General features: G+C 55.1%; 26 protein-coding genes and 1 rRNA gene. All 27 read left to right on the top strand.

The genetic code is table 11. The annotated features are described in order from the left end of the window. Nucleotides 1-4 precede the first annotated feature (4 nt). Nucleotides 5-961, top strand: a complete 957-nt coding sequence (locus tag V4U88_RS22745) for an ABC transporter permease (RefSeq protein WP_334075535.1) — start codon at nt 5-7, stop codon at nt 959-961. Between the two features lie 12 nt (nt 962-973). After that, complete coding sequence (opp4C, locus tag V4U88_RS22740; protein ID WP_334075534.1) at nt 974-1,903, top strand: oligopeptide ABC transporter permease; 930 nt, start codon at nt 974-976, stop codon at nt 1,901-1,903. An 11-nt stretch (nt 1,904-1,914) separates the two neighbouring features. Next, nucleotides 1,915-2,898: an ABC transporter ATP-binding protein gene (locus V4U88_RS22735; protein ID WP_334075533.1), complete on the top strand. Its 984-nt coding sequence runs from the start codon at nt 1,915-1,917 to the stop codon at nt 2,896-2,898. After that, a complete protein-coding gene (locus tag V4U88_RS22730) occupies nt 2,891-3,859 on the top strand; it encodes an ABC transporter ATP-binding protein (RefSeq protein WP_334075532.1) in 969 nt (322 codons plus the stop codon). Before V4U88_RS22735 ends, V4U88_RS22730 begins: the two co-directional genes overlap by 8 nt. Before the next feature lie 31 nt (nt 3,860-3,890). Then, on the top strand, nt 3,891-4,343 hold the full coding sequence (locus V4U88_RS22725) for a hypothetical protein (protein ID WP_334075531.1): 453 nt from the start codon (nt 3,891-3,893) through the stop codon (nt 4,341-4,343). A 159-nt stretch (nt 4,344-4,502) separates the two neighbouring features. Further along, complete coding sequence (locus V4U88_RS22720; protein WP_334075530.1) at nt 4,503-5,249, top strand: vWA domain-containing protein; 747 nt, start codon at nt 4,503-4,505, stop codon at nt 5,247-5,249. Next, nucleotides 5,233-6,171 (top strand): protein kinase domain-containing protein, encoded by a 939-nt coding sequence (locus V4U88_RS22715; RefSeq protein ID WP_334075529.1) that lies wholly within the window; start codon nt 5,233-5,235, stop codon nt 6,169-6,171. The genes V4U88_RS22720 and V4U88_RS22715 overlap by 17 nt, the downstream gene beginning before the upstream one ends. A gap of 68 nt (nt 6,172-6,239) precedes the next feature. Beyond that, the gene (gene tilS / locus V4U88_RS22710; RefSeq protein WP_334075528.1) at nt 6,240-7,691 is read left to right on the top strand and encodes a tRNA lysidine(34) synthetase TilS; all 1,452 of its coding nucleotides are present in this window, start codon (nt 6,240-6,242) and stop codon (nt 7,689-7,691) included. A 44-nt stretch (nt 7,692-7,735) separates the two neighbouring features. Beyond that, complete coding sequence (hpt, locus tag V4U88_RS22705) at nt 7,736-8,275, top strand: hypoxanthine phosphoribosyltransferase (RefSeq protein WP_334075527.1); 540 nt, start codon at nt 7,736-7,738, stop codon at nt 8,273-8,275. A gap of 100 nt (nt 8,276-8,375) precedes the next feature. Further along, nucleotides 8,376-10,514, top strand: coding sequence for an ATP-dependent zinc metalloprotease FtsH (gene ftsH / locus V4U88_RS22700; RefSeq protein WP_334075526.1), 2,139 nt, complete (start codon nt 8,376-8,378; stop codon nt 10,512-10,514). Between the two features lie 581 nt (nt 10,515-11,095). Next, nucleotides 11,096-12,034: a quinolinate synthase NadA gene (gene nadA, locus V4U88_RS22695; RefSeq protein ID WP_334075525.1), complete on the top strand. Its 939-nt coding sequence runs from the start codon at nt 11,096-11,098 to the stop codon at nt 12,032-12,034. A gap of 35 nt (nt 12,035-12,069) precedes the next feature. Next, complete coding sequence (nadB, locus tag V4U88_RS22690; RefSeq protein ID WP_334075524.1) at nt 12,070-13,689, top strand: L-aspartate oxidase; 1,620 nt, start codon at nt 12,070-12,072, stop codon at nt 13,687-13,689. Continuing rightward, a complete protein-coding gene (gene nadC / locus V4U88_RS22685; RefSeq protein WP_334075523.1) occupies nt 13,679-14,545 on the top strand; it encodes a carboxylating nicotinate-nucleotide diphosphorylase in 867 nt (288 codons plus the stop codon). The genes nadB and nadC overlap by 11 nt, the downstream gene beginning before the upstream one ends. A 4-nt stretch (nt 14,546-14,549) precedes the next feature. Continuing rightward, nucleotides 14,550-15,314 carry a type III pantothenate kinase gene (locus V4U88_RS22680; RefSeq protein ID WP_334075522.1) on the top strand — a complete coding sequence of 255 codons (765 nt, stop codon included), beginning with the start codon at nt 14,550-14,552 and terminating at the stop codon, nt 15,312-15,314. Nucleotides 15,315-15,351: 37 nt separating this feature from the next. Further along, nucleotides 15,352-16,242, top strand: a complete 891-nt coding sequence (hslO, locus tag V4U88_RS22675; RefSeq protein ID WP_334075521.1) for an Hsp33 family molecular chaperone HslO — start codon at nt 15,352-15,354, stop codon at nt 16,240-16,242. Nucleotides 16,243-16,508: 266 nt separating this feature from the next. Beyond that, entirely contained in the window at nt 16,509-17,447 is a 939-nt protein-coding gene (cysK, locus tag V4U88_RS22670; RefSeq protein WP_334075520.1) for a cysteine synthase A, read from the top strand. Between the two features lie 150 nt (nt 17,448-17,597). Beyond that, complete coding sequence (locus V4U88_RS22665; protein WP_334075519.1) at nt 17,598-19,214, top strand: anthranilate synthase component I family protein; 1,617 nt, start codon at nt 17,598-17,600, stop codon at nt 19,212-19,214. Beyond that, complete coding sequence (gene pabA, locus V4U88_RS22660) at nt 19,214-19,795, top strand: aminodeoxychorismate/anthranilate synthase component II (RefSeq protein ID WP_334075518.1); 582 nt, start codon at nt 19,214-19,216, stop codon at nt 19,793-19,795. The genes V4U88_RS22665 and pabA overlap by 1 nt, the downstream gene beginning before the upstream one ends. Next, nucleotides 19,792-20,715 (top strand): aminotransferase class IV, encoded by a 924-nt coding sequence (locus V4U88_RS22655; RefSeq protein ID WP_334075517.1) that lies wholly within the window; start codon nt 19,792-19,794, stop codon nt 20,713-20,715. The genes pabA and V4U88_RS22655 overlap by 4 nt, the downstream gene beginning before the upstream one ends. Before the next feature lies 1 nt (nt 20,716). Continuing rightward, on the top strand, nt 20,717-21,553 hold the full coding sequence (folP, locus tag V4U88_RS22650; RefSeq protein WP_334075595.1) for a dihydropteroate synthase: 837 nt from the start codon (nt 20,717-20,719) through the stop codon (nt 21,551-21,553). A 28-nt stretch (nt 21,554-21,581) separates the two neighbouring features. Next, complete coding sequence (gene folB, locus V4U88_RS22645; protein ID WP_334075594.1) at nt 21,582-21,944, top strand: dihydroneopterin aldolase; 363 nt, start codon at nt 21,582-21,584, stop codon at nt 21,942-21,944. A gap of 9 nt (nt 21,945-21,953) precedes the next feature. Next, nucleotides 21,954-22,502 carry a 2-amino-4-hydroxy-6-hydroxymethyldihydropteridine diphosphokinase gene (gene folK / locus V4U88_RS22640; RefSeq protein WP_334075516.1) on the top strand — a complete coding sequence of 183 codons (549 nt, stop codon included), beginning with the start codon at nt 21,954-21,956 and terminating at the stop codon, nt 22,500-22,502. Further along, the gene (locus V4U88_RS22635; RefSeq protein ID WP_334075515.1) at nt 22,454-22,666 is read left to right on the top strand and encodes a helix-turn-helix domain-containing protein; all 213 of its coding nucleotides are present in this window, start codon (nt 22,454-22,456) and stop codon (nt 22,664-22,666) included. Before folK ends, V4U88_RS22635 begins: the two co-directional genes overlap by 49 nt. A gap of 17 nt (nt 22,667-22,683) precedes the next feature. Continuing rightward, complete coding sequence (dusB, locus tag V4U88_RS22630) at nt 22,684-23,685, top strand: tRNA dihydrouridine synthase DusB (protein ID WP_334075514.1); 1,002 nt, start codon at nt 22,684-22,686, stop codon at nt 23,683-23,685. Between the two features lie 365 nt (nt 23,686-24,050). Next, the gene (gene greA / locus V4U88_RS22625; RefSeq protein WP_148454309.1) at nt 24,051-24,527 is read left to right on the top strand and encodes a transcription elongation factor GreA; all 477 of its coding nucleotides are present in this window, start codon (nt 24,051-24,053) and stop codon (nt 24,525-24,527) included. 92 nt (nt 24,528-24,619) lie between these two features. Further along, the gene (gene lysS / locus V4U88_RS22620; RefSeq protein WP_334075513.1) at nt 24,620-26,131 is read left to right on the top strand and encodes a lysine--tRNA ligase; all 1,512 of its coding nucleotides are present in this window, start codon (nt 24,620-24,622) and stop codon (nt 26,129-26,131) included. Nucleotides 26,132-26,448: 317 nt separating this feature from the next. Beyond that, nucleotides 26,449-26,636, top strand: a 16S ribosomal RNA gene (locus V4U88_RS22615); the annotation flags it as partial.

The raw sequence follows: 26,636 nt of genomic DNA, 5'->3' as shown, positions 1-26,636 counted from the left end.
GATTATGAGCGCTTATATAAGCAAAAGGCTGATCTATATGACCTTAATTCTGCTTGCCGCATCCTTGCTCATCTTTAGTTTATACGCCTTAACCCCCGGCGATTTTATCAGCGGCAATATTAAACTTTCGCCGGAGAGAAAGGCCGAGCTCCGGGAAATCTATGGCTTGAACAAACCGCTGCTGGAAAGGTACGCCTTATGGATGAAAAACGCGCTGCATGGCGATTTCGGCTATTCTCTCGCCCAGCAAAAGCCGGTTCTGACGCTTTTTAACGAATATATATGGAACTCTTTTCTGCTGGCTGCGGTGTCCACCTTTTTTACCTGGGTCATTGCGGTTATTGTGGGCGTTATTTCCGCCTACAAACAGTACTCCTGGTTTGATACGGTGGTGCTGGTCGCCGTGTTTGCGGCCATGTCGCTGCCTTCCTTTTTCATCGGCTTATTCCTGATCAAAATCGTGGCCGTCGATTTGAAGTGGCTTCCGCCGGGGGGAATGCTGACGACGGGAAGCAATGCGGCAGGTTGGGCTTATATTACCGAAGTCATTCGCCATATGACCTTGCCCGTGATCGTCATGACCATTTTGGGGGTGGGGTCGCTGACGAGGTACTTCCGTTCCAATATGATCGATGTGATCAAGCAGGATTATATCCGGACAGCCAGAGCCAAGGGGCTGAAGGAAGGGAAAGTGCTATTTACCCATGCGCTTCGCAACGCCTTGCTGCCGGCGATCACCTTGGTGGGCTTCGAGCTGCCCGCTCTATTCGGAGGTTCGTTGATTATTGAGAAAATATTCAACTGGCCGGGAATCGGTCAGCTGTATATGAGCTCTTTCTCTTTGCGGGATTATCCTTTATTGATGGGATTCACGATGTTGATTGCCGTTTTAACGGTCATCGGCACACTCTTGTCCGATCTGTTGTATCGCATGGCCGACCCTCGCGTCAGGCTTCATTAGGGGGTGGAAGAAATGGACAATATTGAAACAATTGAGACGAGGGCGGCGAGACCGGGGACTCGCCCGTCCGGAAGGTCTTCGCTTTGGTCGCAGGCGTTTCAACAATTATTGAAAAACAAATTGGCCGTCTCGGGACTGGCCGTCGTGGTGTTTATGGGAATCGCCTGTTTTGTGGGTCCACTTTTTTCTCCGTATACGGACAATAAAGTGAATATGGCTCTGATGAACAGACCTCCAAATCTACAGCACTGGCTGGGGACCGATAAACTGGGGAGGGATGTATTGACCCGGGTCATGCAAGCCGGGCGCATCTCCCTAACGGTCGGTCTCGCTTCCATGGTCTTATCCGTATTTCTGGGAACCTTGCTTGGAGCGGTTGCCGGTTACTACCGGGGCATCGTGGATCAGGTCATTATGCGAATTGCCGATTTGCTGATGACCATCCCGGGACTGCCGCTTCTGTTTATTTTTGGAGCCTTGTTGTCGGATTGGAAGGTGCCTACCGATTACAGGATGTATATCGTTATGCTGATGCTGAGCCTTGTCAATTGGCCGGGACTGGCGCGAATGGTCCGGGGGCAAATGCTCAGCTTGCGGGAGAGGGAGTTTATGCAGGCGGCCGTCGTACTCGGGTTAAGAGATCGCCGGAAACTCTTCCATCATCTGATTCCCAATCTGCTCCCGCTAATTATCGTCATGGCTACCCTGAATATCGGCGGTGCGATTCTAAGCGAATCGGTACTCAGCTTCTTCGGGCTGGGGGTTATGCCGCCGACGCCGACATGGGGGAATATGATTGACACTGCAAACAATATGATTGATTTTCAAGAGCATCCCTGGCTTTGGATTCCGCCGGGCGTCTCCATTTTTGCAACGGTTATCGCCATCAATGTGTTTGGTGACGGGCTGCGGGACGTCCTCGATCCCAAAATGAAAAGATAGGTGAAAACGATATGTCGATTTTACTGAAAATAGATCAGCTCATTACGCAATTTCCCGCCGAAGAGGGCGTTATTAAAGCGGTGGACGGAGTAAGCCTGCGTGTGCTGCAAGGCGAAACCGTCTGTATTGTCGGGGAGTCGGGCTGCGGAAAAAGCGTGACCGCCCTCTCGGTCATGGGATTGTTCCAAGGGACTCCGGGGGCGAAAATCGAGGGGGATATCCTTTTTGAGGGTGTGGACCTGTTGTCCCTAAATCGCCATGAGCTCCGCGCGGTTCGCGGAAACAAAGTCGCCATGATCTTCCAGGAGCCGATGTCTTCCCTGAATCCGGTCCTAACGATCGGCGAGCAAATGATGGAGCCGTTGATTGAGCATTTGAAGCTCGGTAAAAAAGACGCCCGAAAGAGAGCCGTAGAACTGATTGAACAGGTCGGCATCTCCAGGCCTGAACAAATCATAAAAAGCTATCCGCACGAGCTCAGCGGAGGGATGCTGCAGCGGGTCATGATCGCCATGGCGATATCCTGCGGGCCGAAGCTGCTGATTGCCGACGAACCGACCACCGCCCTGGATGTGACGATCCAAGCCCAGATCCTCGATACCTTGCGCAGAATCAAGGAGGAATCCGGGATGTCCATTTTACTGATCACGCATGACCTCGGGGTTGTAGCCGAAATGGCCGATTATGTCGTCGTGATGTATGCCGGAAAAATCGTGGAGGAAGGGGAGGTTACCCGCCTGTTTGAAGCGCCGAAGCACCCGTACACGCGGGGGCTGCTGCGTTCCAAACCGGTGCTGGGACAGCGGGAGGAATCACTGTATTCGATCCCGGGCCAAGTGCCCGACCTCCTCGAATTAAAGCCATCCTGTTACTTTTACGACCGTTGTGAACATGGGATGGAGATTTGCCGGCACCGGGAGCCCGCTCTGGGAGAGGTGGGGGAGCGGCAGCGGGCGGCTTGCTGGCTCTATGAGGAGGCGAATGCCCATGCGTGAAGCTTTGCTTGAGGTGAACCGCCTAAAAAAATATTTTCCGATCAAATCGGGCCTTTTGCAGCGGACTACCGGATATGTTCGTGCGGTGGACGACATCAGCTTCACCATCCTTCCGGGAGAAACCTTCGGGCTTGTCGGGGAATCCGGCAGCGGAAAAAGCACCGTCGGACGCACGATTGTACGGCTCGCGGACAAGACCGGGGGAGAAGTCAAATTTAAAGGACTCGACCTATACGGCCTTAAGGAGGGGGACTTGCGCCAACTGAGGCCGAAAATTCAAATGATTTTTCAGGACCCTTACAGCTCGCTGAATCCCCGAATTCGAGTAGGGGACGCCATCGGCGAGGCTCTGCTGGACCATGGGCTCCACCCCAAGGAGGAAATCCGCGAACGCGTGCTGGAAGTGTTGGGCTTTTGCGGTCTGTCGGCCTCTCATCTCGATCGCTACCCCCATGAATTCTCGGGCGGGCAGCGGCAGCGGATCGGAATCGCCCGGGCGCTGATCCTTCAGCCGGATCTGATCATCGCCGACGAGCCGGTTTCCGCGCTGGACGTGTCGATTCAGGCCCAAATCATCAATTTGTTCAGAAAACTGCAGGAAACGCAGGGACTGGCCTCTCTTTTTATCTCTCATGATTTAAGTGTGGTGGAGCATCTATGCTCGCGAGTCGGCGTTATGTATTTGGGGAATCTGGTGGAGATGGCGCCGTGCGACGAGATCTTTTTTCGCCCGCTCCATCCTTATACGAAGGCATTGTTGTCGGCTGTTCCCCTTCCGATTCCCCGATTGAAGAGAGAGCGGATTTTATTGAAGGGAGAGATCCCGAGTCCGGCGAACCCGCCGTCCGGATGTAAGTTCCACACCCGCTGTCCTTATGCCACAGAGGCATGCAAAGAAAGGAAGCCGGAATTCCGCGATGTCGGGAGCGGACATTATGTGGCCTGCCATCTTGTAGACTGAGAATTTTTATACCGGAAGGGGGACAAATGCGATGCTGACGAGCCTGCCCCAGCCTTACGCGCTGCGCCTGGAAATGATCCGGGCCGCAGGCTATTCGGACAGGGAAGTGATCTCATGGATAGAGAACAAAGATGCCCCCGGTTTAAAGGAGAAGGTGAATCCGGATGTGGATTGGGAGGAATTCCTTGCATATGCCCATCAAAGCGGGGAAGCCATGCGAAAGGCTATCACCGAGGGATACCGGTTCAAATTTATTACCGCGGGGGGTCTGCAAAGTTTGCTGCGAATTCGTTTCGGCCTTCAGACCGGTGAAGACTACCGGTTCGACGGGTCCCGCTTCATAGACATCAGGCTATGCGCACGTAATTATGAGCTGTTGCGGGACGGGGTTCCCGAACAACACTGGGCCTTCTTCATCTCTCATCGGGATCATACGACCGGCGAGGTCCGGTTCGACATTGCGCTGGCATCCGCCGCGAATTAAGGAGGCATTTCCCTTCGGGGACAGCCTCTTTTTTCATTCCTGCAAAGGTGTCCCTGCTGCTTTTTGACGCCAGTGGAAAGGCCGGGTTTGAATCCTATTCTCGCTGGAAATGATAGAGAAGAGAGTCTATCAGATGGAAAAAAGAAAGCGGGGATAGAGATGAAGCAAATTTTGCTGATTACCGACGGTTGTTCCAATGTAGGCGAGAGCCCGGTTATGGCGGCCGCGCTGGCCCGGCAGGAGGGGATCGTCGTCAATGTGATCGGGATTGTCGACTACGGCACGATCGGGGAGCTCGGCAGTCTGGAAATCGCCGAAATCGCCAAGGCGGGAGGCGGGATGAGCCGGCTTTCCGGCACGCAGAAGCTGGCGCAAACGATGCAAATGCTGACGCGCAAGACCGTGGTTCAGACGATTCAGCACGCGGTTAATAAGGAGTTGAAAACAATTCTGGGGAATTCTTCCGTGGAGGACCTGCCACCGGACCAGCGTTCCCAGGTGGTGGAGGTCATCGACGAACTGAGCGAGAACAGCCCCTTGGACGTGGCGCTGCTCATCGACGCCAGCGCCAGCATGAAGCCGAAGCTCGCCGCCGTGGAGGAGGCGATTCGCGATATGATGCTCAGCCTTGGGGCAAGGCAGGGGGCCAGCCGAATGGCGGTGTTCCATTTCCCCGGGGCGCACGGGGGCGAAGACGCCGTCCTGGACCTGGACTGGACCGATGATCTCGGCCAAGCCCGCTCGATCTTTCAGCGGCTTGCCATGCGCGGCGCGACCCCCACCGGTCCGGCCATTCTGAAGGTGATGGATTTCTTCCGGTATGGTACACTGGAAGGACATGGATCGAAGAATTGGCTGGAGGACACAGGTAGAGGAGAAGGGATACTCGGTGACTACGTCGTCTAAATGGAGCCTGGCGCCGGGAACGGTGGTGACAGGCCGCTGGAAGGGCGGGCGCTACGCGATTCAGCGCCTGCTCGGACAGGGCGCGAACGGGGTCGTCTACCTGGTGAAGCAGGTGGACAGCGCGAAGCTGTATGCCCTGAAAATGGGTTTCGACACGGTGGATATACAATCGGAAGTCAATGTGCTGAAAGCTCTTCAGCGGCAGAGATACCGGCGAGGCGTGACGGGGCGGGATCTTTCCTATCTGGTGGAAGTCGATGACTATTCCTTTCAAGGCAGGGAGATTCCTTTCTACGTCATGCGCTATGTCAAAGGGGAGCCGTTAAGGGCTTTTCTTGCCAAGAGAGGCGGGGCCTGGCTGGGGATCGCCGGCCTCCACCTGCTGCGTCAGCTCCGGCAGCTTCATGAGTCCGGGTGGGTATTTGGAGACTTGAAGCCGGAGAATGTGCTGGTCTCCCCCTATGGGGAGGTCGAATTAATCGATTACGGTGGAGTCAGCGGGATCGGCCGCAGCGTCAAGCAGTTCACGGAATGGTATGACCGCGGTTTTTGGGGAGCGGGCGGGCGAACGGCGGAGCCTTCTTATGACTGGTTCTCCTTCGCCGTCGTTTGTATCCATTTGCTGGCCGAAGGGCCATTGAAACGGGCGGCGACCCAGTTGCCCCAGACGCGGAGCTGCAACGATCTGACCGCTATTCTCCGTTCGGAGCCGGCACTGGCGCCCTACCGGGAATGGCTGGAGCGGGCGCTGGCCGGCCAATTTAACGATACGGCCGAAGCCTGCCAATTATGGCGGGAGCTGGTGACCGCCTCGTTCGGCCGCCGCAAGCCCAAAGGTCAAACCCCGCGCTGGATGCTGGGGGCCTTTGCCGTTTCTTTAACATTGCTGGTTTGCGCATTGTATCTGACCTTACGTTTTTGACCGCCGAAGGTCAAAACATATGCTGCAACCATAGACTATAGGATCGCCCGGAAAGGAAGAGCCGCCAAATGAATCCCGATATGTACCGCTTGGTGGATGCGGTGCGCCGCACTGGAAAGGAACACGCGTTATGGTCCCCGGGAGACTGCATCGTCGTAGCGGTATCCGGAGGGCCGGATTCCGTGATGCTGTTGCACATTTTGCTGGAGCTTTCGCGGGATCCGGAACTTGGTTTGAAGTTGGTCTGCGCACACGTCAATCATGGCTTCCGCGGGAAGGAGTCCGATGAGGAGGCCGAATTTGTCCGCGGTTTGGCACAGCGTCTGGGGATTCCTTTCGAACTTGGCGTTTTTGATATTCCTACATATATGAAGGAAACCGGAAAGGGCGGGCAATTGGCCGCCCGGGAGAAAAGGTATGCCTTCCTTCATGAAATGGCCGCCAAATACGGGGCTTCGGCGATTGCTCTCGCCCATCATGCCGATGATCAGGCGGAGACCGTGATGATGCGGATTTTGCGGGGAAGCGGCCCGTCCGGTTTGGCCGGTATGAAGCTGAAACGCCGCGAAAAAAATGTGGAACTTATTCGTCCCCTCCTTCGTATATACAAAAACGAGCTGGTCCAAGCTTGCGACCGCTCAAGCATTCCTTATGTAATCGACAGCTCCAACCTGCTTCCCAAGTATGCGCGCAATGCAATCCGGCTGGATGTGCTTCCTTTTTTGGGGCAATATAATGAACAGCTAACGGATTCACTGAATCGTCTGGCCGAGGTCATCGGCGAAGAAGACGACTATATGCGGCTGGAAACCGAGCGGATTTATGCGGAGACGGTGACTTGGCAAAACGGCGGTGCGGCGTTTCAACTCCGGGGATTCACCTCCCTACATGCCGCTTTACAACGGAGGTTGATTAAACTAATATTAAATTATCTGCCTTTAGGTACGGATGACGGCGATTTTATCAAGGTAGAAGCCATTCGAAAAGGGGCGGTCCAGGATCGGCCCACGACATGGGTTTTGGATCTTGGAAGAGGTGTCCGCTGTTATCGTGAATACGATACCATTCGGTTTGTACCTGCCCGAGCGGAAAATCCTCATTATACATATGTTGTGGAACATTTTCCGGCGGAAGTGTCCGTGACGGACACGGGGCAAACCTTGCGTTTTACCCGTAAGCCTGCCGGTTCGGGTCTTGTCGGGCCCATGACGGATGGCAACGGGGAGGCAGCGTTTGATGCGGATGAGCTTGTCTATCCGCTTACTGTTCGTTCCCGGCTTCCGGGAGACAGGATGAACGTGATGGGGCTAAATGGAAGCAAAAAGGTGAAAGATATTTTTATCGATGAGAAAATACCTCCCACGCTTCGCTCCCAGACCCCCATGGTGACGGACGCTTTGGGCCGGATTCTTTGGATTCCCGGCGTGCGGCGGTCATCGGCGGCGGTAGTGGACGGGAAGACGTCCTCCGTGCTGCATATGGCCCTGCTGCGGAATCCTGATCCCGACCTTGGGGTTTAACGTAGTGATGACATTCATAGTATAACGTAGGAGGTTTACTTATCTTGCAGAACGATATCCAGGAAATTTTGATTACCCGGGAACAGATTCAGGAGAAGGTCAAAGAGCTCGGGCGCCAGCTGAGCGAGGAATACGAGGGCCGGAATCCGCTGGTCATCTGCATTCTGAAGGGCGCTTTTATATTCATGGCGGACCTGGTGAAGGAGATCACTGTGCCGCTGGAGCTCGATTTTATGGCGGTATCCAGTTATGGAGCTTCTACCCGATCTTCGGGTGAAGTTAAAATCATCAAGGATTTGGACACCTCGGTAGAGGGCAGAGACATCCTGATCGTGGAGGATATTATCGACAGCGGGCTCACTTTGAGCTACCTCATTGATGTTCTGGAGCGCCGCAAGGTGAAATCCGTGAAGATCGTCACCTTGTTTGATAAGCCGGCGCGTCGGACCGTGAAGCTGGAAGCGGATCTGGCAGGTTTTGTGATCCCGGATGCTTTCGTTGTCGGTTATGGATTGGATTACGCCGAGAAGTACCGCAACCTCCCATTCGTCGGAGTGCTGAAACCGGAAATTTACAGCAGCTAATTTCACCGGTCCCTCGGGCCGGAGCCATCCCCCGCCGTTTTTTTGAAAAGGCGTGCGCGGCTATGTTAAAATAACTTAAGGTTTTGAGAGGAGGTAGGGGATGAATCGGTTCATCCGGAATTCTGGTTTTTATTTGATACTTTTCTTAGTCGTGGTGGGCATCGTCCAATTCCTCAACAGCGGAAATGAGACAACCGTCAACCCGAGCTATACCGAACTGCGGCACGAATTAAAGGAGAAAAACGTAGAAGAATTAACCGGGAAATTCGACGGTTACGCTTATCTGGTGACCGGTAAGTATAAAAAGGAGGTCGGAGAAAGCAAAACGAAGAACTTCTCGACCTATATCCCTTATGATCCGAATGTCCTTAAAGAAATTACGGATCTCAGCGAGCAGAATAAATTTAACATTAAATGGGAAAAAATGCGGGGAGAGAGCATCTGGCTGACCTTCCTGACTTCGATCATTCCGCTCGCGATCATGTTCATTCTGTTCTTCTTCCTGTTCAATCAGGCGCAGGGCGGCGGCGGCAAAGTGATGAACTTCGGCAAGAGCCGGGCCCGTCTCTATAATGAGGAGAAGAAGGCGACGTTCGAGGACGTGGCCGGAGCCGACGAAGAGAAGCAGGAACTGGTGGAAGTCGTCGAGTTCCTGAAGGATCCGCGGAAATTTGCCGCACTCGGTGCCAAAATCCCGAAAGGGGTACTGCTCGTAGGCCCTCCGGGGACCGGTAAAACCTTGTTGGCCCGTGCGGTAGCCGGGGAAGCGGGACGTCCTTTCTTCAGTATTTCCGGTTCCGATTTCGTGGAAATGTTCGTTGGGGTCGGTGCTTCCCGGGTTCGGGATTTATTCGAAAACGCGAAGAAGAATTCGCCATGTATCATCTTCATCGACGAAATTGATGCCGTTGGTCGTCAGCGCGGCGCCGGACTCGGCGGCGGACATGACGAGCGCGAGCAGACGCTCAACCAGTTGCTCGTTGAGATGGACGGTTTCGGCGGCAACGAAGGTATTATTATCATCGCGGCCACGAACCGTGCGGATATTTTGGACCCGGCCTTGCTGCGTCCGGGACGTTTTGACCGTCAAATTACGGTCGACCGTCCGGACGTGAAAGGCCGCGAAGCGGTGCTCAAGGTGCATGCGCGCAACAAACCGCTCACCAAGGATGTGCGTTTTGACGTTATCGCCAAACGGACAACCGGCTTTACCGGTGCGGATCTGGAGAACCTGCTGAACGAAGCGGCACTCCTTGCCGCCCGCCGGAACCGCAAGGATATTTCTATGACCGAAGTGGATGAAGCCATCGACCGCGTCATCGTAGGTACGGAGAAACGCAGCCGCGTGATCAGCGACCGGGAGAAACGCATCGTGGCCTTCCATGAAGCGGGCCATACGATTGTAGGCTACTTTCTGGAGCACGCCGATATGGTACACAAGGTGACGATTATACCGCGCGGCCGCGCCGGCGGATATGTCATCATGCTGCCGAAGGAAGACCGCATGCTGGTGACGAAGCAAGAGCTGCTCGACAAGGTCACGGGCCTACTGGGCGGCCGGGTTGCAGAGGAGCTGTTCATCGGCGAAATCGGCACCGGGGCGTACAGCGACTTCCAGCAGGCGACGAGCATCGTGCGCAGCATGATCGTCGAATACGGGATGAGCGAGAAGCTCGGTCCGATGCAATTCGGCACATCGCAAGGCCAGGTGTTCCTGGGCCGCGATATCGGGCACGAACAGAATTACAGCGATCAGATCGCTTACGAGATCGATCAGGAAATGCAGCGCTTCATCAACGAGTCGTATGAGCGTTGTAAGAAGCTGTTGACGGAGCATGCCGAGGAAGTTCGCTTGATCGCCGAGACCTTGCTTGAGGTGGAAACGCTGGACCTGGATCAGATCAAGCAATTGATCGAGCATGGGCGTCTGCTGGATGCGCCGGAAGCCGGCAAAGACGGCGAAGGCGACAGCGGAAGCGGCACGACCGAGCCGGGCGAGCCTATCGTGGACAATGTCGGCGACGTGCGCGTTCGGATTCAAGGCAAGACCGAGGATCCGGCCCCTGCGGGACCAACCGGAGACATTCCGAACGAGATCCCTGGCAGCAGCACGAACGACGTCTCGAACGACCCGACGGTCGACGCGCCGGAAAGTACGGTGCGCGATGTAACGCCGGACGGGGACAACAAAGACGGGAACGGGCAAGGCCCGGGGGGCAGCACGCCGCCAACCGTATAAGCGACGCTGGATATCATCCGGGGGACAGACAAAGTCTGTTTCCCGGATTTTTTGCGAATTCATGGCTTAAAGGCCGTTAGATTACCATTGTCCCATGTTGACTCATTTGGCATGAGGATTTCCTGCAAATCTGCAGGGACCCAAAATCAGGGTCGGCCTGCTTTTCCCAAAAATTGGACCCCAAAAAGCCGCAATTTCACATCATCTAGCCGAATTCGACAAAATAGCGCCGCATAAGGCCCTTATCTACCTGCACGAGATTCAAATTGCTTAATGCAACGCTAGTGGCCGTATGGAGGCTTATTAGCGGGAGGTTTTCACGTTAAATACTCCGTACTCTTACTTCATTCCACCTAAATTTGGGAATCCGGCCTGATTTAATTTAAATTTGAGCTTTCCTTCCCGGATCGATTGACAGCCCTAATTCGCTTGTGTAAATTAGGTGTTAACACAGCCGTGTGAATTTAGGTACGTTGACGTGACGGCAAGTATGCGTATTTTTGCACAAACATTACTATAGGGATGCGGATGAGAGAGAAGCGCGGGGAAACACCGCGGTCGCATACAGGGGAGGATGTCAGGTGGAGGCTCTAGCACGGGAGCGGAAGGCGGAAATGAACCGGGAGCTTCGGGAGAAGCTGGTTCAGCTTAAGAAGGAACGCAACGCAATTATTTTGGCGCATTATTATCAGCGCGACGAAATTCAAGAAGTGGCCGATTTTCGCGGCGACTCCTTTTTGCTCGCTCAAAAGGCGGCCTCAACCGAGGCGGAAACGATCGTGTTTTGCGGCGTTCATTTTATGGGAGAGAGCGCAAAAATTTTGGCGCCGAACAAGACGGTGCTCATTCCCGATGAACGGGCCGGCTGCCCGATGGCGGATATGGTGAACGTGGATGGCTTAAGAAAGCTTAAAGCGCAGCACCCCAATGCCAAAGTGGTCACCTATATTAACTCTTCGGCCGAGGTCAAGGCGGAGACGGATATTTGCTGCACCTCCTCCAATGCCGTGAAGGTGATTAACTCGGTCGATGCGGATGAGATTATCTGGGTCCCCGACAAGAACCTGGGACACTATGTCCAGCAGCATACGGACAAAAAAATGATTATCTGGGAAGGGTACTGCAACACCCACGATATGCTGACCGTGAAAGACGTGGTCGAGATGAAGGCGAAGCATCCGGAAGCGGAATTCGTCGTTCACCCCGAATGCCGGCCGGAAGTCGTAGCGATGGGTGATTTCGTAGGCAGCACGACCGCGATTCTCGAATATTGCAAGAAGTCGTCCGCCAAGGAATTTATCGTGGGAACCGAAGACGGGACCGGATACCAACTGAGGCTGGACAGTCCGGAGAAGACCTTCCATTTTGCCTCGAAGTTTCTCGTTTGTCCCAATATGAAAGTCAATAATCTGAAAAAATTGGTGAAGTGTCTGGAAACGATGCAGCCGCAAATTTATGTCCCGCCGGCGGTCGCCGACAAAGCCAGAACCTCATTAGAGCGCATGCTACAAGTTCAGTAGCATGCGCTACTCTCTGTCAAGGACAGGTGGTCACCTTGATTCCACAATACTTGGTTGATTTTGATTTGGCGGAGCTTCCCGTGATCGACACGGACGTGATCGTGATCGGGTCGGGCATCGCCGGGCTGTTTACGGCCATAAAAACAAGTGAAGACCGCAAGGTCATAATAATAACGAAAAAATCACTGATGGAGAGCAACACCCGGTATGCCCAGGGCGGCATTGCGGCGGTCATTTCCGATGAGGATTCGCCGGCTTCGCACCGGGAGGACACGCTCCTTGCCGGAGCGGGGCTTTGTTCCTCGGCCGCGGTGGATATTCTGGTCAATGAAGGTCCCGACGGTGTCAGAGAGCTCATGTCTTTGGGAACGGCGTTCGATCATCTTGAGAACGGGGAGCTTGCCCTGACAAAGGAAGGCGCGCACAGCCACCGCCGGATTTTGCATGCCAATGGAGATGCCACGGGGTATGAGATTGTCCGGGCTCTGTCGGAGCAGGTGGGGGGACACGCCAATATCGACATCTGGGATGACCACTACGTGATCGATTTGATCACGAAGGACAATGTATGTCTGGGTGCGCTGGTCCAGCAGCCCGATGGCCGCCGGGTTTTCCTGCGCGGCAACGCAACGGTTCTTTGCAGCGGCGGGGTCGGCCAGCTATACCGCTATACGACCAATCCGGAGGTGGCGACCGGCGATGGGGTGGCGATGGCCTACCGGGCAGGCGCGATAATTCGGGATATGGAGTTTATCCAGTTCCATCCGACCGCGCTTTGTTATCCCGGCGCTCCGCGGTTTCTTATCTCGGAGGCGGTGCGCGGAGAAGGCGCCGTTTTACGGAATATCCGCGGCGAAAGGTTCATGGAGAAGTATCACGAGCTGCTGGAATTGGCTCCGCGCGATATCGTGGCCCGGGCGATTGTCAGCGAAATGGAGGAGACGGGTGCGACTCACGTGTATCTCGACATCACCCATGAGGACCCCGAGACGATCAAGCACCGGTTCCCTACCATTTACGAGACCTGCATCGGCTATGGTCTGGATATGACTGCCGATTGGATTCCGGTCGCCCCGGCTGCGCATTATATGATGGGAGGCGTGCAAACGGGGCATCATGGAGAAACCAGCGTACGCCGTCTGTTCGCTTGCGGGGAGGTTTCCTCCACCGGCGTGCATGGTGCGAACCGGCTGGCGAGCAATTCACTGTCCGAGGCGGTCGTCTTCGGACGGCGAATCGTGGGGCGCATCCGGCAACTGGAGCCGCTCGCCGAGACCGGTGCGGACATCGCGTACATGCCGGGCCGCCAGGAGGCGGTTATGCAGCCGATCGTGGAACGGCGGCTGAAGCTGCAGAAAGTCATGGTTCGGCAGGTGGGAGTGCGCCGCACGAAGGAAGGGCTGCTGAAAGGCATGGAGGAATTGAAGCGGCAGCTGCCGATCTTCGGGGCGGTTTTACATACCCGGGAGCAGTTGGAGTACGCCAACATGCTGACCTGCGCTTTGCTGTTGGCCGAGGCGGCGTTGGCCCGCGAGGAGAGCCGCGGGGGGCACTACCGGGAGGATTTCCCGGAGAAGGACGACGTACGGTGGCGCCGGCATATTTTATGTCACCGGAAAAAAGGAATGTTGGAGGAAATCAGCGATGATGTTTAATGGATATAACGAAGGCCTGGTGGAGTCGATTCGGTTGTGGCTGAAGGAGGACGTGGGTTCGGGCGATGTCACGACGGGCGTCACAATCCCCTCCGGACATCAATCCAAAGGCATTATCCATGCCAAGGAGTCCGGCGTTATTGCCGGGATGCCGGTCGCGCAGCTGGTATTCGAGGTTGTAGATCCGATGCTCGCGTTTACACCGCTTGTCCAGGATGGTCAGCACGTGGAGAAGGGCGCTGTTCTGGCGGAAGTGGAGGGCAGCACGCACAGTATTTTGACGGGAGAGCGTCTTGCGTTAAATTTGCTGCAGCGGTTGTCCGGAATCGCTACCCGGACCCGCAGCTTTGTAGACGCGCTTGAAGGGCTGCCGGTCCGTCTGGTGGATACGCGCAAAACGACGCCCGGCCACCGCATGCTGGAGAAATACGCGGTGCGCACCGGCGGCGGGGCGAACCACCGGTTCGGGCTGTACGATGCCGTGATGATCAAAGACAACCATATTAAAGGGGCCGGCGGCATCGCCCAGGCGGTGAGCCGGGCGCGGAAGAACATTCCGCACACGATGACAATTGAGGTTGAGGCGGAAAGCTTGGAGCAAGTGGAAGAAGCTTTGCAAGCGGGGGCCGATATCATTATGCTGGATAATATGGGGCCCGATTTGATGAAGGAAGCGGTGCGGCGAATCAAAGTGATAGCGCCCCATGTGAAAACGGAGGCTTCCGGGAACGTAAATCTGCAGACGGTGCGGCGGATTGCGGAAAGCGGTGTGGACGTCATCTCCGTGGGCCGGTTAACGTACTCGTTCGAAAATCTGGACATCAGTCTGGACCTGGGCGAAAAGAAAGAGGGGTAATACCGTGTTTCTAGTGGTAGATGTCGGCAACACGAATATTGTTCTTGGGGTATACAGCCAGCGTGAGCTGCTGCACCATTTCCGGATTTCGACGAACCGGCAGGCAACGGTCGACGAGTACGGCGTCCTGATTCATAACCTGTTCCAGATGTCCAAAATCGAACCGGATGACATCGAAGGGATCATTATTTCCTCGGTCGTTCCGCCGCTGATGCATGTCCTGGAAGAGTTGTGCAAAAAATACCTGCATCATAAGCCGCTGGTGGTTGGCCCGGGCATCAAAACCGGGCTCAACCTGCGCTATGAAAATCCGCGCGAAGTGGGTGCCGACCGGATCGTCAATGCCGTGGCGGCGATTGAGCGGTACGGCGGCCCGCTGGTGGTCGTCGATTTCGGGACGGCGACGACGTTTGACTGCGTCGATGCCCAGGGTAATTATTTAGGCGGAGCCATCGTACCGGGGATCGGCATTTCGACGGAGGCCCTGTACCAGCGGGCATCGAAGCTGCCCCGCATCGAGCTGGAGAAGCCGAAAAAGGTTATCGGACGCAACACCGTGCACGCGATGCAGGCCGGCATTATTTTCGGTTACGCGGGCCAGGTCGACGGGATTGTGGAACGGATTCGGGCCGAAATGGGCGCCGAGCCGAAGGTGGTCGCCACCGGCGGCCTTGCCGAGTTGATCGCGAGCGAATCGCGGACGATTGAGGAAGTGAATCCCTGGCTTACGCTGGAGGGGCTTCGCATTATTTACGAACGAAATCAATGAACGTGAACTCCAAGTTCATATAAAGGAGGCTTCCTGCGTGGAGGAAAAGAAAGAATTGAAGGACCGGCTGGTCCGGGGGACGGCGATGGACGGGAAAGTCCGGGCCTTTGCGGTGCAGACGACGGAGCTGGTGGAGGAACTCCGCCGCCGCCATGATACGTACCCGACGACGACGGCCGCGCTGGGACGTACCGTCACCGCGGCCGCGATGATGGGCGCGATGCTGAAAGGCGAAGAACGGCTGTCCATCCAGGTGAAGGGGGACGGACCGGTCGGCCAAATCGTGGCCGATGCCAATGCCAAGGGAGAAGTGCGCGGCTATGTAACGAATCCTCATGTCCAGTTGCCGAGCAACAGCAAAGGCAAGCTGGATGTGGCGGGAGCCGTCGGCACGACGGGCTTTATTCACGTGACGAAGGATTTGGGACTCAAAGACCCTTATCGCGGGAGCGTTCCTTTAATTTCCGGGGAGCTTGGCGAGGACTTTACCTATTACTTCGCCCTTTCGGAACAGACGCCGTCGGCGGTCGGCTTGGGGGTGCTGGTGGATACCGATTCTTCCGTCATCGTGGCGGGCGGATTCATTATTCAACTGCTGCCGGGATTGAGCGATTCGGAAATCGACGCGATCGAACGGGCGGTCGGACAGCTGCCGCCGGTGACTTCGCTGCTCGACCAAGGCTTGGAACCGGAGGAAATGCTGCGTTGGATCGTACCGGATGTCAAAGTGCTGGAGGAAATGGACATTACGTTCTCCTGCCACTGTTCCCGGGACAGGGTGGAACGGACGCTGATCAGTTTGGGGAGAGAGGAACTGACCACGCTTCGGGATGAGGACAAGGAGACGGAGGTTGTCTGCGACTTCTGCAACGAGGTATATACCTTCACCCAGGACGAGTTGGACGAACTGCTTGCGCAAATGAATTAATTCCCTCGCCGGGGGATAAGGTCCGGCGGTTGGATGGAATACTTTGCTCTTCCGGTGTAGACTTTGGAAGGGCAGGGTATTTTTTTGCGCCATTATTGACAAGTCCGATCGGGGTTGTTAAGATAATAGTAGTAAAACCAACTTGTTTACTCGGAAATAGCTTGGATGGAACGGAGACGGTCTATCCGCAAATCTATAGTTTATAAATACATTTAAGCGTCGGATTCGATCTTGTTTTTTTCTTAATCAATAAGGAGGGTTATGACATGGCTAGAATCGTAAACAACATTACAGATCTGATTGGCGATACGCCGCTGGTCCGGCTGAACCGCATTGTACCGGAGGACAGCGCTGAAATCTATGTGAAGCTGGAATACCAAAACCCGGGGTCCAGCGTGAAGGACCGGATCGCCATCAGCATTGTGGAAGAGGCGGAGAAGGCCGGCAAATTGCAACCGGGCGGCACGATCATTGAAGCCACGAGCGGCAATACCGGAATCGGGCTTGCCCTTGTCGCTGCGGCGAAGGGATATAAAGCGGTCATTGTCATGCCCGAAACGATGAGCTTGGAGCGCCGCAACCTGCTGCGGGCTTACGGTGCCGAGCTGGTGCTGACGCCGGGATCGGAAGGCATGAACGGCGCGGTTAAGAAAGCCGAGGAAATTTTGGCGGCCAACCCGGACTATTTCATGGCGGATCAATTCCGCAACCAAGCCAACGTGAAAATCCACCGCGAGACGACCGGCCCGGAAATCGTGGAAGCGATCGACTCGCTGGACGGCAAGCTTGATGCTTTTATCGCCGGGATTGGAACGGGCGGTACAATTTCGGGTGCGGGCGAAGTGCTGAAGCAGCGTTTTCCGGACCTCAAGATCTATGCGGTTGAGCCGGCGGCATCGCCGATTCTGGCCGGGGGCAAACCGGGACCTCATAAGATTCAAGGATTGGGCGCGAACTTTATTCCCGAGATCTTGAACCGTGAGATTTATGATGAAATCATTCATGTCGAGAATGACGATGCATTTGAGCAAGCGCGCCAAGTGGCCAAGGAAGAGGGCATCCTCTCCGGGATTTCCTCCGGTGCGGCCGTATTTGCGGCGCTTCAAGTCGCCAAGAAACTCGGCAAAGGCAAACGGGTCGTTGCGATCATTCCTAGTAACGGCGAACGTTACCTGAGCACGCCGCTGTATAATTTCGAAGCTTAATTTGGCGGCCATTCTTGGCAATAACGCGGATACTACCCCTATCGCGGCTCTTCAGGGCCGCTGTAGGGGTTATTTGTATTTTAAAGTCGCGGGGTTTTTAGTATACTAGCTAGCAATAACCAAGAATGAGGCTGGAGGATGCGGCAGCGGATGGAGACGGTCATATCGCAGGAACAATGGGAAGCTTGGGCGGAGGAAGGGACATGGTCTCTGCTGCCTTGTGCGGTTAGAAAACCGGTGGCGGGCGGTCTGCCCGCCGACTGGACGCGAGCCTGGGAGGAGGCGCGGCCGTATTCTTTTGTGCTGGAGAGCGGAAAAACAGGCAGGTATACCTTTCTCGGGCTTGATCCGATCTCGGTCATCCGCGGCAAAGGAAACAGAGCTGTCCTTACCGAGATAGCTTCCGGTGAAACGGTGGAGCGGTCAGGGAAGCCCCTGCAGTTGCTTAAACAGTGGATGGCGCCCTGGAAGTCGCCGGTTGCAGACGGCTTGCCGAAGTTTTGCGGGGGCGCGGTCGGATTTTTGGGATATGATGTCGCCCGCTCCCTGGAGCGCCTTCCCCGGATGGCCAAAGACGATCTGGAGCTCGACGATTATGTATGGATGCGGTTCGAGGAAGTCTGGGTCTGGGATGAGACGGAAAAGTTCGTATATGCCGTCGTTCATAGCCCGGTGGACAATGAGCCGGGAATGGACCTGAAGAAGCTCTATACGTCGGCGCGCGACAGGGCGATGGGGATGGCGGACCGTTGGGAGCGGTTTTGCCGGAGGATGGAAGAGGGCTCCGTGTCCCCCCAGGACTCCGAGGAACAATCCGGGGAAAAGAATCAGGCCCCGCCTGCCGGCCCTGGTCCTTTGAAACCGCCCGCCGAAGCCGGGGAGCTGGTCAAGTCGGATGCTTTGCCGGGCTGCAAGGCGGTTTCGATGCCGCAGGAGGCTTTTGAGGCGGCGGTTCGGCGGGTGCAGGACTATATCGCGGCTGGCGACGTGTTTCAGGTGAACTTGTCGCTGAGGCAAGCCTTTGAAGTCCAAAGCTCCCCTGAAGCCGTCTACGAGTGTCTGCGGCGGATCAATCCCTCGCCTTATATGGGTCTGCTGCGGCTGCCGGATTTTCAGCTCGTGTCGGCTTCGCCCGAGCTTCTTGTGAAGGTGGAGCGGGGGCGCATCAGCACCCGTCCGATTGCGGGCACCCGGCGGCGGGGGCATACCGCCGAGGAGGATGCGCTTATGGAGGCGGAGCTGACCGGCAGCGAAAAAGAACGCGCCGAGCACATCATGCTCGTCGATCTGCTGCGCAACGACTTGGGCCGGGTGGCGGTCTACGGCTCGGTTCGGGTCAGCGAGCTGTTTACCATTGAGCGCTATTCCCACGTCATGCACCTCGTTTCCGAGGTGGAGGGCGCCCTGCCTGCGGATAAAACGGCGTACGACGCGATTGCCGCCGTTTTTCCGGGAGGAACGATCACTGGGGCGCCGAAGGTGCGGACCATGGAGATCATCGAAGAGCTCGAACCGGTCACCCGGGGGCCGTATACCGGCTCTATGGGCTGGATTGACTACAACGGGAATATGGAATTAAATATTATTATACGAACACTGGTCGTCAAGGACGGAGTCGGCTATATCCAAGCGGGAGCGGGCATCGTCATCGATTCCGTTCCCTACCGCGAGTACCGGGAATGCAGCAACAAGGCCAGAGCGGTTGCCGCAGCGGTCCGGCAGAGCGAACTAACCGCCGTTCACGGCGAAGGACAGGGGATGAAGTGATGATACTGGTCATCGATAATTACGATTCGTTTACGTACAACCTGGTTCAATATTTGGGGGAGCTGGGCGGGGAGGTCGTCGTACGCCGTAATGACGAAATCGACCTCGAGGGCATCCAGCAGCTGAACCCGGATCATATTTTGCTGTCCCCGGGGCCTTGCACGCCGAATGAGGCGGGGATTACGCTGGACGTGATCGACCGCTTTAAAAGGGAGATTCCGATCTTTGGCGTATGCCTCGGCCATCAGGCGATCGGACAGGCCTTTGGCGGGAAGGTCATCCGGGCCGAACGCCTGATGCACGGCAAAACCTCACCGATCCATCATCAAGGGACATCGGTGTTTGCCGGCCTGCCGTCGCCGTTTACGGCGACGCGCTATCATTCCCTGATCGTGGAGCGGGAGAGTCTTCCGGATTGTTTGGAAATTACGGCGGAAACCGCTGAAGGCGAGATTATGGGCTTGCGCCATAAACAATACGCTGTTGAAGGCGTTCAATTTCACCCGGAATCCATCATCACCGATCATGGGCATCAGATGCTCCGCAACTTCCTGAGCCGGAAGGCGGAAGCCGGGGTATGACTTACCTCGGGGTGAACGGGAAGCCGACCCCCTCAAACGAAGCCGTGATTTCCGTTATGGATCACGGCTTCATGTACGGGATGGGGCTGTTTGAGACGTTCCGCACCTATGGTGGCCTACCGTGTCTGTTGGACCGCCATCTGGAGCGGCTACAGGAGGGTTGCCGGGTGCTCGGCATTCCTTATGCAGCGCGCCGGGATCGGCTGGAGGCGGAAATCGCCGAGCTGCTGGCCTTGAACGGCTTGGAAGATGCCTATCTCCGGCTGACAGTCTCCGCGGGACAAGGCCCTCTTGGGCTGACCACCGAGCCTTATGCGATGCCTGCGGTGATTCTGTACGTCAAGCCGCTGCCCAAGTCCAGCCCGGAGCTGTACCGCCTCGGCAAAACGCTGTGGCGCCTCTCAACGCCGCGGAATACGCCGGAAAGCGGGGTGCGGCTCAAGTCGCTCCACTACATGAACAATATGCTGGCCCGGCGGGAACTGGCGGAATACGAGCGGCTGACGGCAGCGGCGGCGAGTGCCGGGAAAGCCGGGGCGGTGGTACGGCCGCAGCCGGCTGAAGGGATGATGCTGACGGCGGAAGGTTTTTTAGCGGAAGGGATCGCCAGCAATTTATTTTTTGTCCGGTTAGGTAAACTATATACTCCTGAGATCGGAACGGGGATATTGCCGGGGATTACCCGATGGGCGGTCCTGGAGCTCGCCGGCAAACACGGTTGGACTGTCGAAGAGGGCAGGTATACCTGGGATGAATTGCGGGAAGCCGATGAGGTGTTTGTCACAAACTCGATTCAGGAGTTAGTGCCGATAACCCGGCTGGCGGAGCCCGGCGGGAGTGAAGTGCCGGTAGGCAGCGGAGAAATCGGGCCGGTGACGGAACGGCTGCTTTATTTTTATAGAGAGAGTGTGGGAAGCTGATATGCAGAACAGGGTATTCGAAAGAACTTATCCATGCGGCGAAACGACTTTGAAACTAGGCGAAAGAACCCTCATTATGGGTATTCTCAATGTAACCCCGGATTCATTCTCCGATGGGGGAAAGTATAACGATCCCGAGCGGGCGGTTCGTCATGCGCTGCAAATGATCGCCGACGGGGCGGACTTGATCGACCTTGGTGGGGAGTCGACACGCCCCGGACATCAGTCGGTGAGCGAGCAGGAGGAATTGGAACGGGTCGTTCCTGTGGTGGAAGCCCTTCACCGGGAGGCGCCGCATATTCCGATTTCCGTGGATACCTATAAATCGCGCGTGGCCCGGGAGGCGCTCAAGGCGGGAGCGCATATCATCAACGATGTCTGGGGCTTCAAAGCCGACCCGCAGATGGCTGCGGTGGCCGTGGAGTTTGGCTGCCCGGCGATTCTGATGCATAATCGCGACAACCGGGATTACACCGACCTGCTCCAGGATGTGGCGGACGATCTGCTGGAGAGTGTTGCTCTGGCCCGGACGGCCGGTGTGAAGGAAGAGCGGATTATATTGGACCCGGGGATCGGGTTTGCCAAAGATTACAACGAGAACCTGCTGGTGATGAAAAACCTGGATCGCCTGATGGATCTGGGCTACCCGCTGCTGCTCGGAACCTCGCGCAAAAAATTCATCCGCACCGCGCTGGATCTGCCGACGGAGGAAGTAGTGTTCGGCACGGCCGCCACGGTGGCCCTCGGTATTGCCCAAGGATGCCAGATCGTTCGGGTGCACGACGTGAAAGAAATCAAGCGCACGGCTCTGATGTGCGATGCGATTTTATACGCTTAATTTTGGTTAAAACGGAGGGTGAAAAATGATGGATAAAATGATCGTACGACGGATGGAATTTTACGGATACCATGGTGTGTTCGAGGAAGAGCGCAAATTGGGTGCCCGTTACTATGTGGATTTGGAGCTGGAGCTGAATTTGCGGGACGCGGGGGAATCCGACGATTTGACCAAAACGGTTAATTATGCCGAAATTCATGAGCTGGTCCGCGGAATTGTGGAACAAAAAAGCTTCAAATTGATTGAGGCGCTTGCCGAGCATATTGCATCCTCGGTATTGGACACTTATACTAGGGTAGATGCTTTAACGGTCGGCGTGACCAAACCGCATCCGCCTTTCGATATCAAGTTTGATGGCGTGACGGTGGAACTGCGCCGCACCAGAAAGTGAGAAGGTTATATGATAGCACAGACCCCCTCTGAAAGCTCAGAGGCTTATATTGCATTAGGGGCTAATTTGGGAGACCGGGAAGCGCAGATGATGAGAGCGGCGGCATTGCTGAGCGAACATCCGCAGATAGCGCTGCTGCGTTGCTCGAATTTGTATGAGACTGACCCGGTGGGTTACCTGGATCAGCCGAACTTTATCAACATGGTGCTGGCGGTAAAGACAACGCTGACACCGGAGGCTCTGCTGGCGGTGATGCAAGAGGTGGAGCTTGCTCTCGGGCGGGAGCGGAGCATCCGTTTCGGCCCGAGAACCGTAGACCTCGATCTGCTGTGGATGGAGGGCCGGACGATGGAGACCGCTTTTTTGACACTGCCCCATCCGCGCATGTTTGAACGGGCTTTTGTGCTTGTTCCGCTTAGCGATATCGTATCCGAAGGCGAAGCATCGGGGTTATACGAGCGGGTAAGGGCCGCCTTGGATTTGGTGGACGGAAAGGATGGCGTACGGTTTTGGAAAACAGGCAGCTTGCCCAGCGGCTTAGGGCATTCCGAAAACTGAAGGGATACACGCAGCAGCAACTCGCCGATGAGACCGGCATATCATTGGCTGTTTTAGGGGCCGTTGAGCGGGGTAACCGACGGGCAGAAGATCAAATTTTAAATAAAATTGCGGATGTTCTGGGCGTACCGTTGGCGGAGCTCAAGCAACATCAAAATCCATAAAATCAGGAGGGACCATCATGCTGAAGATCGGCGATATTGAAATGAAAAATCAGGTCGTGCTCGCTCCGATGGCAGGCGTATGTAATCCGGCGTTCCGCCTGATTGCGAAAGAGTTCGGCACCGGGCTTGTCTGCGCAGAGATGGTCAGCGATAAAGCGATTATTCACGGCAACAAGCGGACGAAGGAAATGCTGTTTGTCGACGAACGGGAGAAACCGCTTAGCTTGCAAATCTTCGGGGGAGACCGCGAATCTCTGGTTGAAGCCGCTAAAGTGGTAGATCAGGAGACCAACGCGGATATTATCGATATCAATATGGGTTGCCCGGTGCCCAAAGTAACGAAATGTGACGCGGGTGCGCGTTGGCTGCTGGATCCGAACAAAATCTATGAAATGGTTTCGGCGGTCGTAGACGCTGTCAGCAAACCGGTTACCGTAAAAATGCGGATCGGCTGGGATGCGGAGCATATTTATGTCGTTGACAATGCCAAGGCGGTGGAGGCCGCGGGCGGCAAAGCCGTCAGCGTTCACGGCCGTACCCGGGAGCAATTGTATACCGGCAAGGCTGACTGGGAATTTATAAAGCAAGTTAAAGAGGCGGTGTCGATTCCTGTCATCGGGAACGGGGACGTAGTCACGCCGGAGGATGCCAAGCGGATGCTCGATCAAACCGGGTGTGACGGGGTGATGATCGGACGAGGTGCGCTCGGTAACCCTTGGATGCTGTATCGTACCGTCGAGTATTTAAAGACGGGCGTTCTGCTGCCCGAGCCGGGAGCGGAAGAGAAAATCCGCATTGCCATTCTGCACATGGACCGGTTGGCCGCACTGAAAGGCGAGGCTGTCGCCGTCCGGGAAATGCGCAAACATATGGCTTGGTACCTGAAAGGCCTGAAGGGCACGGCCCGGGTTAAGGACATCATCATGGAAGAAACGAAACGTGACGAAATGGTGCGGATTTTGGAGAACTTTGTTGCCGAATTAAATGCGGAAAACTATGGGGAAGCCGAATCGGCATAAGGATGCGGGAGAAACGCATACGGAGGCCGGTGGGTCCTCTTTTTACAGGGAATCGATTTATGAAGCGTTTACAATTCTAGAGTCTGGTGTCATTGACATTTCAGAACGGTTCCCCTATAATTTCACAATATAAATTCGCCTCAGGAGATAACTTCCACAACATGGATGGTCTGACCTCCATGCGATTGCATATGATATTCTCAATGATGCGTGAGCTTTCACGGCCGTTGTCAGGCGGGAACCACGGACCTTCTCGGGATAGTCGATGCTTTGAACGCTCCTAACGGGGAGAGGCGCCCTTGAAGTTGCCCGGCAGTCCGCCGCACAGTGCGAATATTATTTCCATGACAGGAGAATCGGTTGAGATGAGCGATAAAGAAGTCATTCTTACACAGGACGGTCTGAAGAGACTGGAGGAAGAGTTGGAGAATTTGAAATCCGTAAGACGCCGCGAAGTGGCCGAGCGGATTAAGACAGCCATCGGGTATGGGGATATCAGCGAAAACTCGGAATACGAGGACGCCAAGAACGAACAGGCCTTCATCGAGGGCCGAATCATTACGTTGGAGAAGATGCTGCGCAACGCCCGGATCATCAATAACGATGAGATCGATACGGATACAGTGAGCATCGGTTCTACAGTAACGGTTGAAGATTTGGAATTTGGCGATACGATGGAATACGCGATCGTGGGGACGGCCGAATCCGACCCGCTGCAGAATAAAATTTCGAACGAAAGCCCTGTCGGAAAGGCGATTTTGGGCAAGAAAAAAGGCGCGATCGTCGATGTAACCGTACCGGCAGGCGTTATTCAATATAAAATCGTGGATATCAAGAAATAAGCTCTATCAACGTCCCGAGAAGCTTCCCCGGCGGAAGCTTCTTTCACTGTTTTTAATTCAATTTAAATATTAGTCGCAAGGAGTGGAACCAAGTGAGCGAGGAACAAAACAACCAGGAAGTGGTCGAGGTCAGCGAGTTGCTAAGAATTCGCCGCGAAAAATTGGACGAGCTGCGGGGATTGGGCATTGATCCTTTCGGCAAAAAATACGAGCGTGATGCGATGGCCGGCGATATTTTGGCCCAGTATGACCCATTGACGAAGGAAGAACTCGATGAGAAGCAGGTCGAGGTTTCGGTGGCCGGCCGGATTATGGCCAAACGGGTGATGGGTAAAGCCAGCTTTGCGCATATTCAAGATCTTTCCGGGAAGATTCAGCTTTACGTGCGTCAGGATAGCGTTCCGGAAGAAAAGTATGCCGCGTTCAACGTTCTCGATCTAGGAGATATCATCGGCGTGACCGGTGAGGTTTTCAAGACGAAAACCGGCGAAACGACCATCAAGGTGAAAGATCTGGAGGTTTTGTCCAAGTCGCTCTATCCGCTTCCCGACAAATACCACGGCCTGAAGGACGTGGAACTGCGCTACCGCCAACGTTACGTGGATTTAATCGTTAACCCCGAAGTGCAACAGACCTTTATCAAGCGCTCGCGGATTATTCAATCCATGCGCCGCTATTTGGACTCGCTCGGCTACCTGGAGGTTGAAACGCCTACACTGCACAGCATTGCCGGCGGTGCGGCGGCTCGTCCGTTCATCACGCACCACAACGCGCTGGACATGGAGCTGTACATGCGGATTGCCATCGAGCTGCACTTGAAACGTTTAATCGTGGGCGGCTTGGAGAAGGTTTACGAAATCGGCCGGGTATACCGGAACGAAGGTGTATCGACACGCCACAATCCGGAATTCACGATGATCGAGCTGTATGAGGCTTATGCCGATTATAAGGACATTATGGCGCTGACGGAAAATATGATCGCTCACATTGCCCAAGAAGTACTGGGTACTCAAGTGATTCAATATCAAGGAAACGAGGTCGACCTGACGCCGCAGTGGCGCCGCGTTTCCATGGTGGATGCGGTGAAAGAGGTGACCGGCGTTGATTTCGGCGTTCAGATGACGAACGAGGAAGCCCATCGACTGGCTAAGGAACATAAAGTTCCTGTAGAGCCGCATATGACCTTTGGTCATATTTTGAACGCGTTCTTCGAGCAGTTCGTTGAGGAAACTCTGATTCAACCGACCTTTGTCTACGGTCATCCGGTGGAAATCTCGCCGCTGGCCAAAAAGAACGAGGAAGATCCGCGCTTTACCGACCGCTTCGAGCTGTTTATCGTAGCGCGTGAGCATGCGAACGCGTTCTCCGAGCTGAACGATCCGATCGATCAGCGTCAACGGTTCGAAGCCCAGTTGCTGGAGCGCGAGCACGGGAATGATGAGGCGCATGAGATGGATGAAGATTTCATCCGTGCTCTGGAATATGGCATGCCGCCAACCGGCGGGTTGGGTATCGGTATTGACCGCCTTGTGATGCTGCTCACCGATGCGCCATCGATTCGCGACGTACTGCTGTTCCCGCATATGCGGAATACGGCGGAGTAACACTGAGGAGCCCTGCGGTGAGCGGGGCTCTTTTTTTGTTTTAAAAAAGAGTTGCTATGGTCTGATGTCTATGTTATATTATATATCCGGTCGTTAATTAAGCGTGTTTGAAACGAAGAGCACAGCTTCTTGGTAAAAAATAATGCTTGCTAAATAACGCCGGATGTAATATACTATAAGAGTTGCCGCTGATGAGGCGATAACGAAATGAATGAAGTTGATCTTTGAAAACTGAACAACGAGTGAGTATTAAAATGAGAAGTAAAATTCTCGTCAGATTCAAAATGAGCTATCAGCTTATTCAATAAGTTTCAACTTTATTGGAGAGTTTGATCCTGGCTCAGGACGAACGCTGGCGGCGTGCCTAATACATGCAAGTCGAGCGGACTTGATGGAGTGCTTGCACTTCTGATGGTTAGCGGCGGACGGGTGAGTAACACGTAGGCAACCTGCCCGTAAGACTGGGATAACTACCGGAAACGGTAGCTAATACCGGATAATTTAT

The organism is Paenibacillus sp. A14, assembly GCF_036864815.1.
Classification (GTDB): domain Bacteria; phylum Bacillota; class Bacilli; order Paenibacillales; family Paenibacillaceae; genus Fontibacillus; species Fontibacillus sanfengchensis.
This window is presented reverse-complemented; position numbering and strand designations above follow the sequence as displayed.

Coding starts and splice junctions, on each gene's coding strand:
- V4U88_RS22745 (WP_334075535.1), top strand. CDS start 5: ATGAGCGCTTATATAAGCAAAAGGCTGATCTATATGACCTTAATTCTG.
- opp4C (WP_334075534.1), top strand. CDS start 974: ATGGACAATATTGAAACAATTGAGACGAGGGCGGCGAGACCGGGGACT.
- V4U88_RS22735 (WP_334075533.1), top strand. CDS start 1,915: ATGTCGATTTTACTGAAAATAGATCAGCTCATTACGCAATTTCCCGCC.
- V4U88_RS22730 (WP_334075532.1), top strand. CDS start 2,891: ATGCGTGAAGCTTTGCTTGAGGTGAACCGCCTAAAAAAATATTTTCCG.
- V4U88_RS22725 (WP_334075531.1), top strand. CDS start 3,891: ATGCTGACGAGCCTGCCCCAGCCTTACGCGCTGCGCCTGGAAATGATC.
- V4U88_RS22720 (WP_334075530.1), top strand. CDS start 4,503: ATGAAGCAAATTTTGCTGATTACCGACGGTTGTTCCAATGTAGGCGAG.
- tilS (WP_334075528.1), top strand. CDS start 6,240: ATGAATCCCGATATGTACCGCTTGGTGGATGCGGTGCGCCGCACTGGA.
- ftsH (WP_334075526.1), top strand. CDS start 8,376: ATGAATCGGTTCATCCGGAATTCTGGTTTTTATTTGATACTTTTCTTA.
- nadC (WP_334075523.1), top strand. CDS start 13,679: ATGATGTTTAATGGATATAACGAAGGCCTGGTGGAGTCGATTCGGTTG.
- cysK (WP_334075520.1), top strand. CDS start 16,509: ATGGCTAGAATCGTAAACAACATTACAGATCTGATTGGCGATACGCCG.
- V4U88_RS22665 (WP_334075519.1), top strand. CDS start 17,598: ATGGAGACGGTCATATCGCAGGAACAATGGGAAGCTTGGGCGGAGGAA.
- pabA (WP_334075518.1), top strand. CDS start 19,214: ATGATACTGGTCATCGATAATTACGATTCGTTTACGTACAACCTGGTT.
- V4U88_RS22655 (WP_334075517.1), top strand. CDS start 19,792: ATGACTTACCTCGGGGTGAACGGGAAGCCGACCCCCTCAAACGAAGCC.
- folP (WP_334075595.1), top strand. CDS start 20,717: ATGCAGAACAGGGTATTCGAAAGAACTTATCCATGCGGCGAAACGACT.
- folB (WP_334075594.1), top strand. CDS start 21,582: ATGGATAAAATGATCGTACGACGGATGGAATTTTACGGATACCATGGT.
- folK (WP_334075516.1), top strand. CDS start 21,954: ATGATAGCACAGACCCCCTCTGAAAGCTCAGAGGCTTATATTGCATTA.
- dusB (WP_334075514.1), top strand. CDS start 22,684: ATGCTGAAGATCGGCGATATTGAAATGAAAAATCAGGTCGTGCTCGCT.
- greA (WP_148454309.1), top strand. CDS start 24,051: ATGAGCGATAAAGAAGTCATTCTTACACAGGACGGTCTGAAGAGACTG.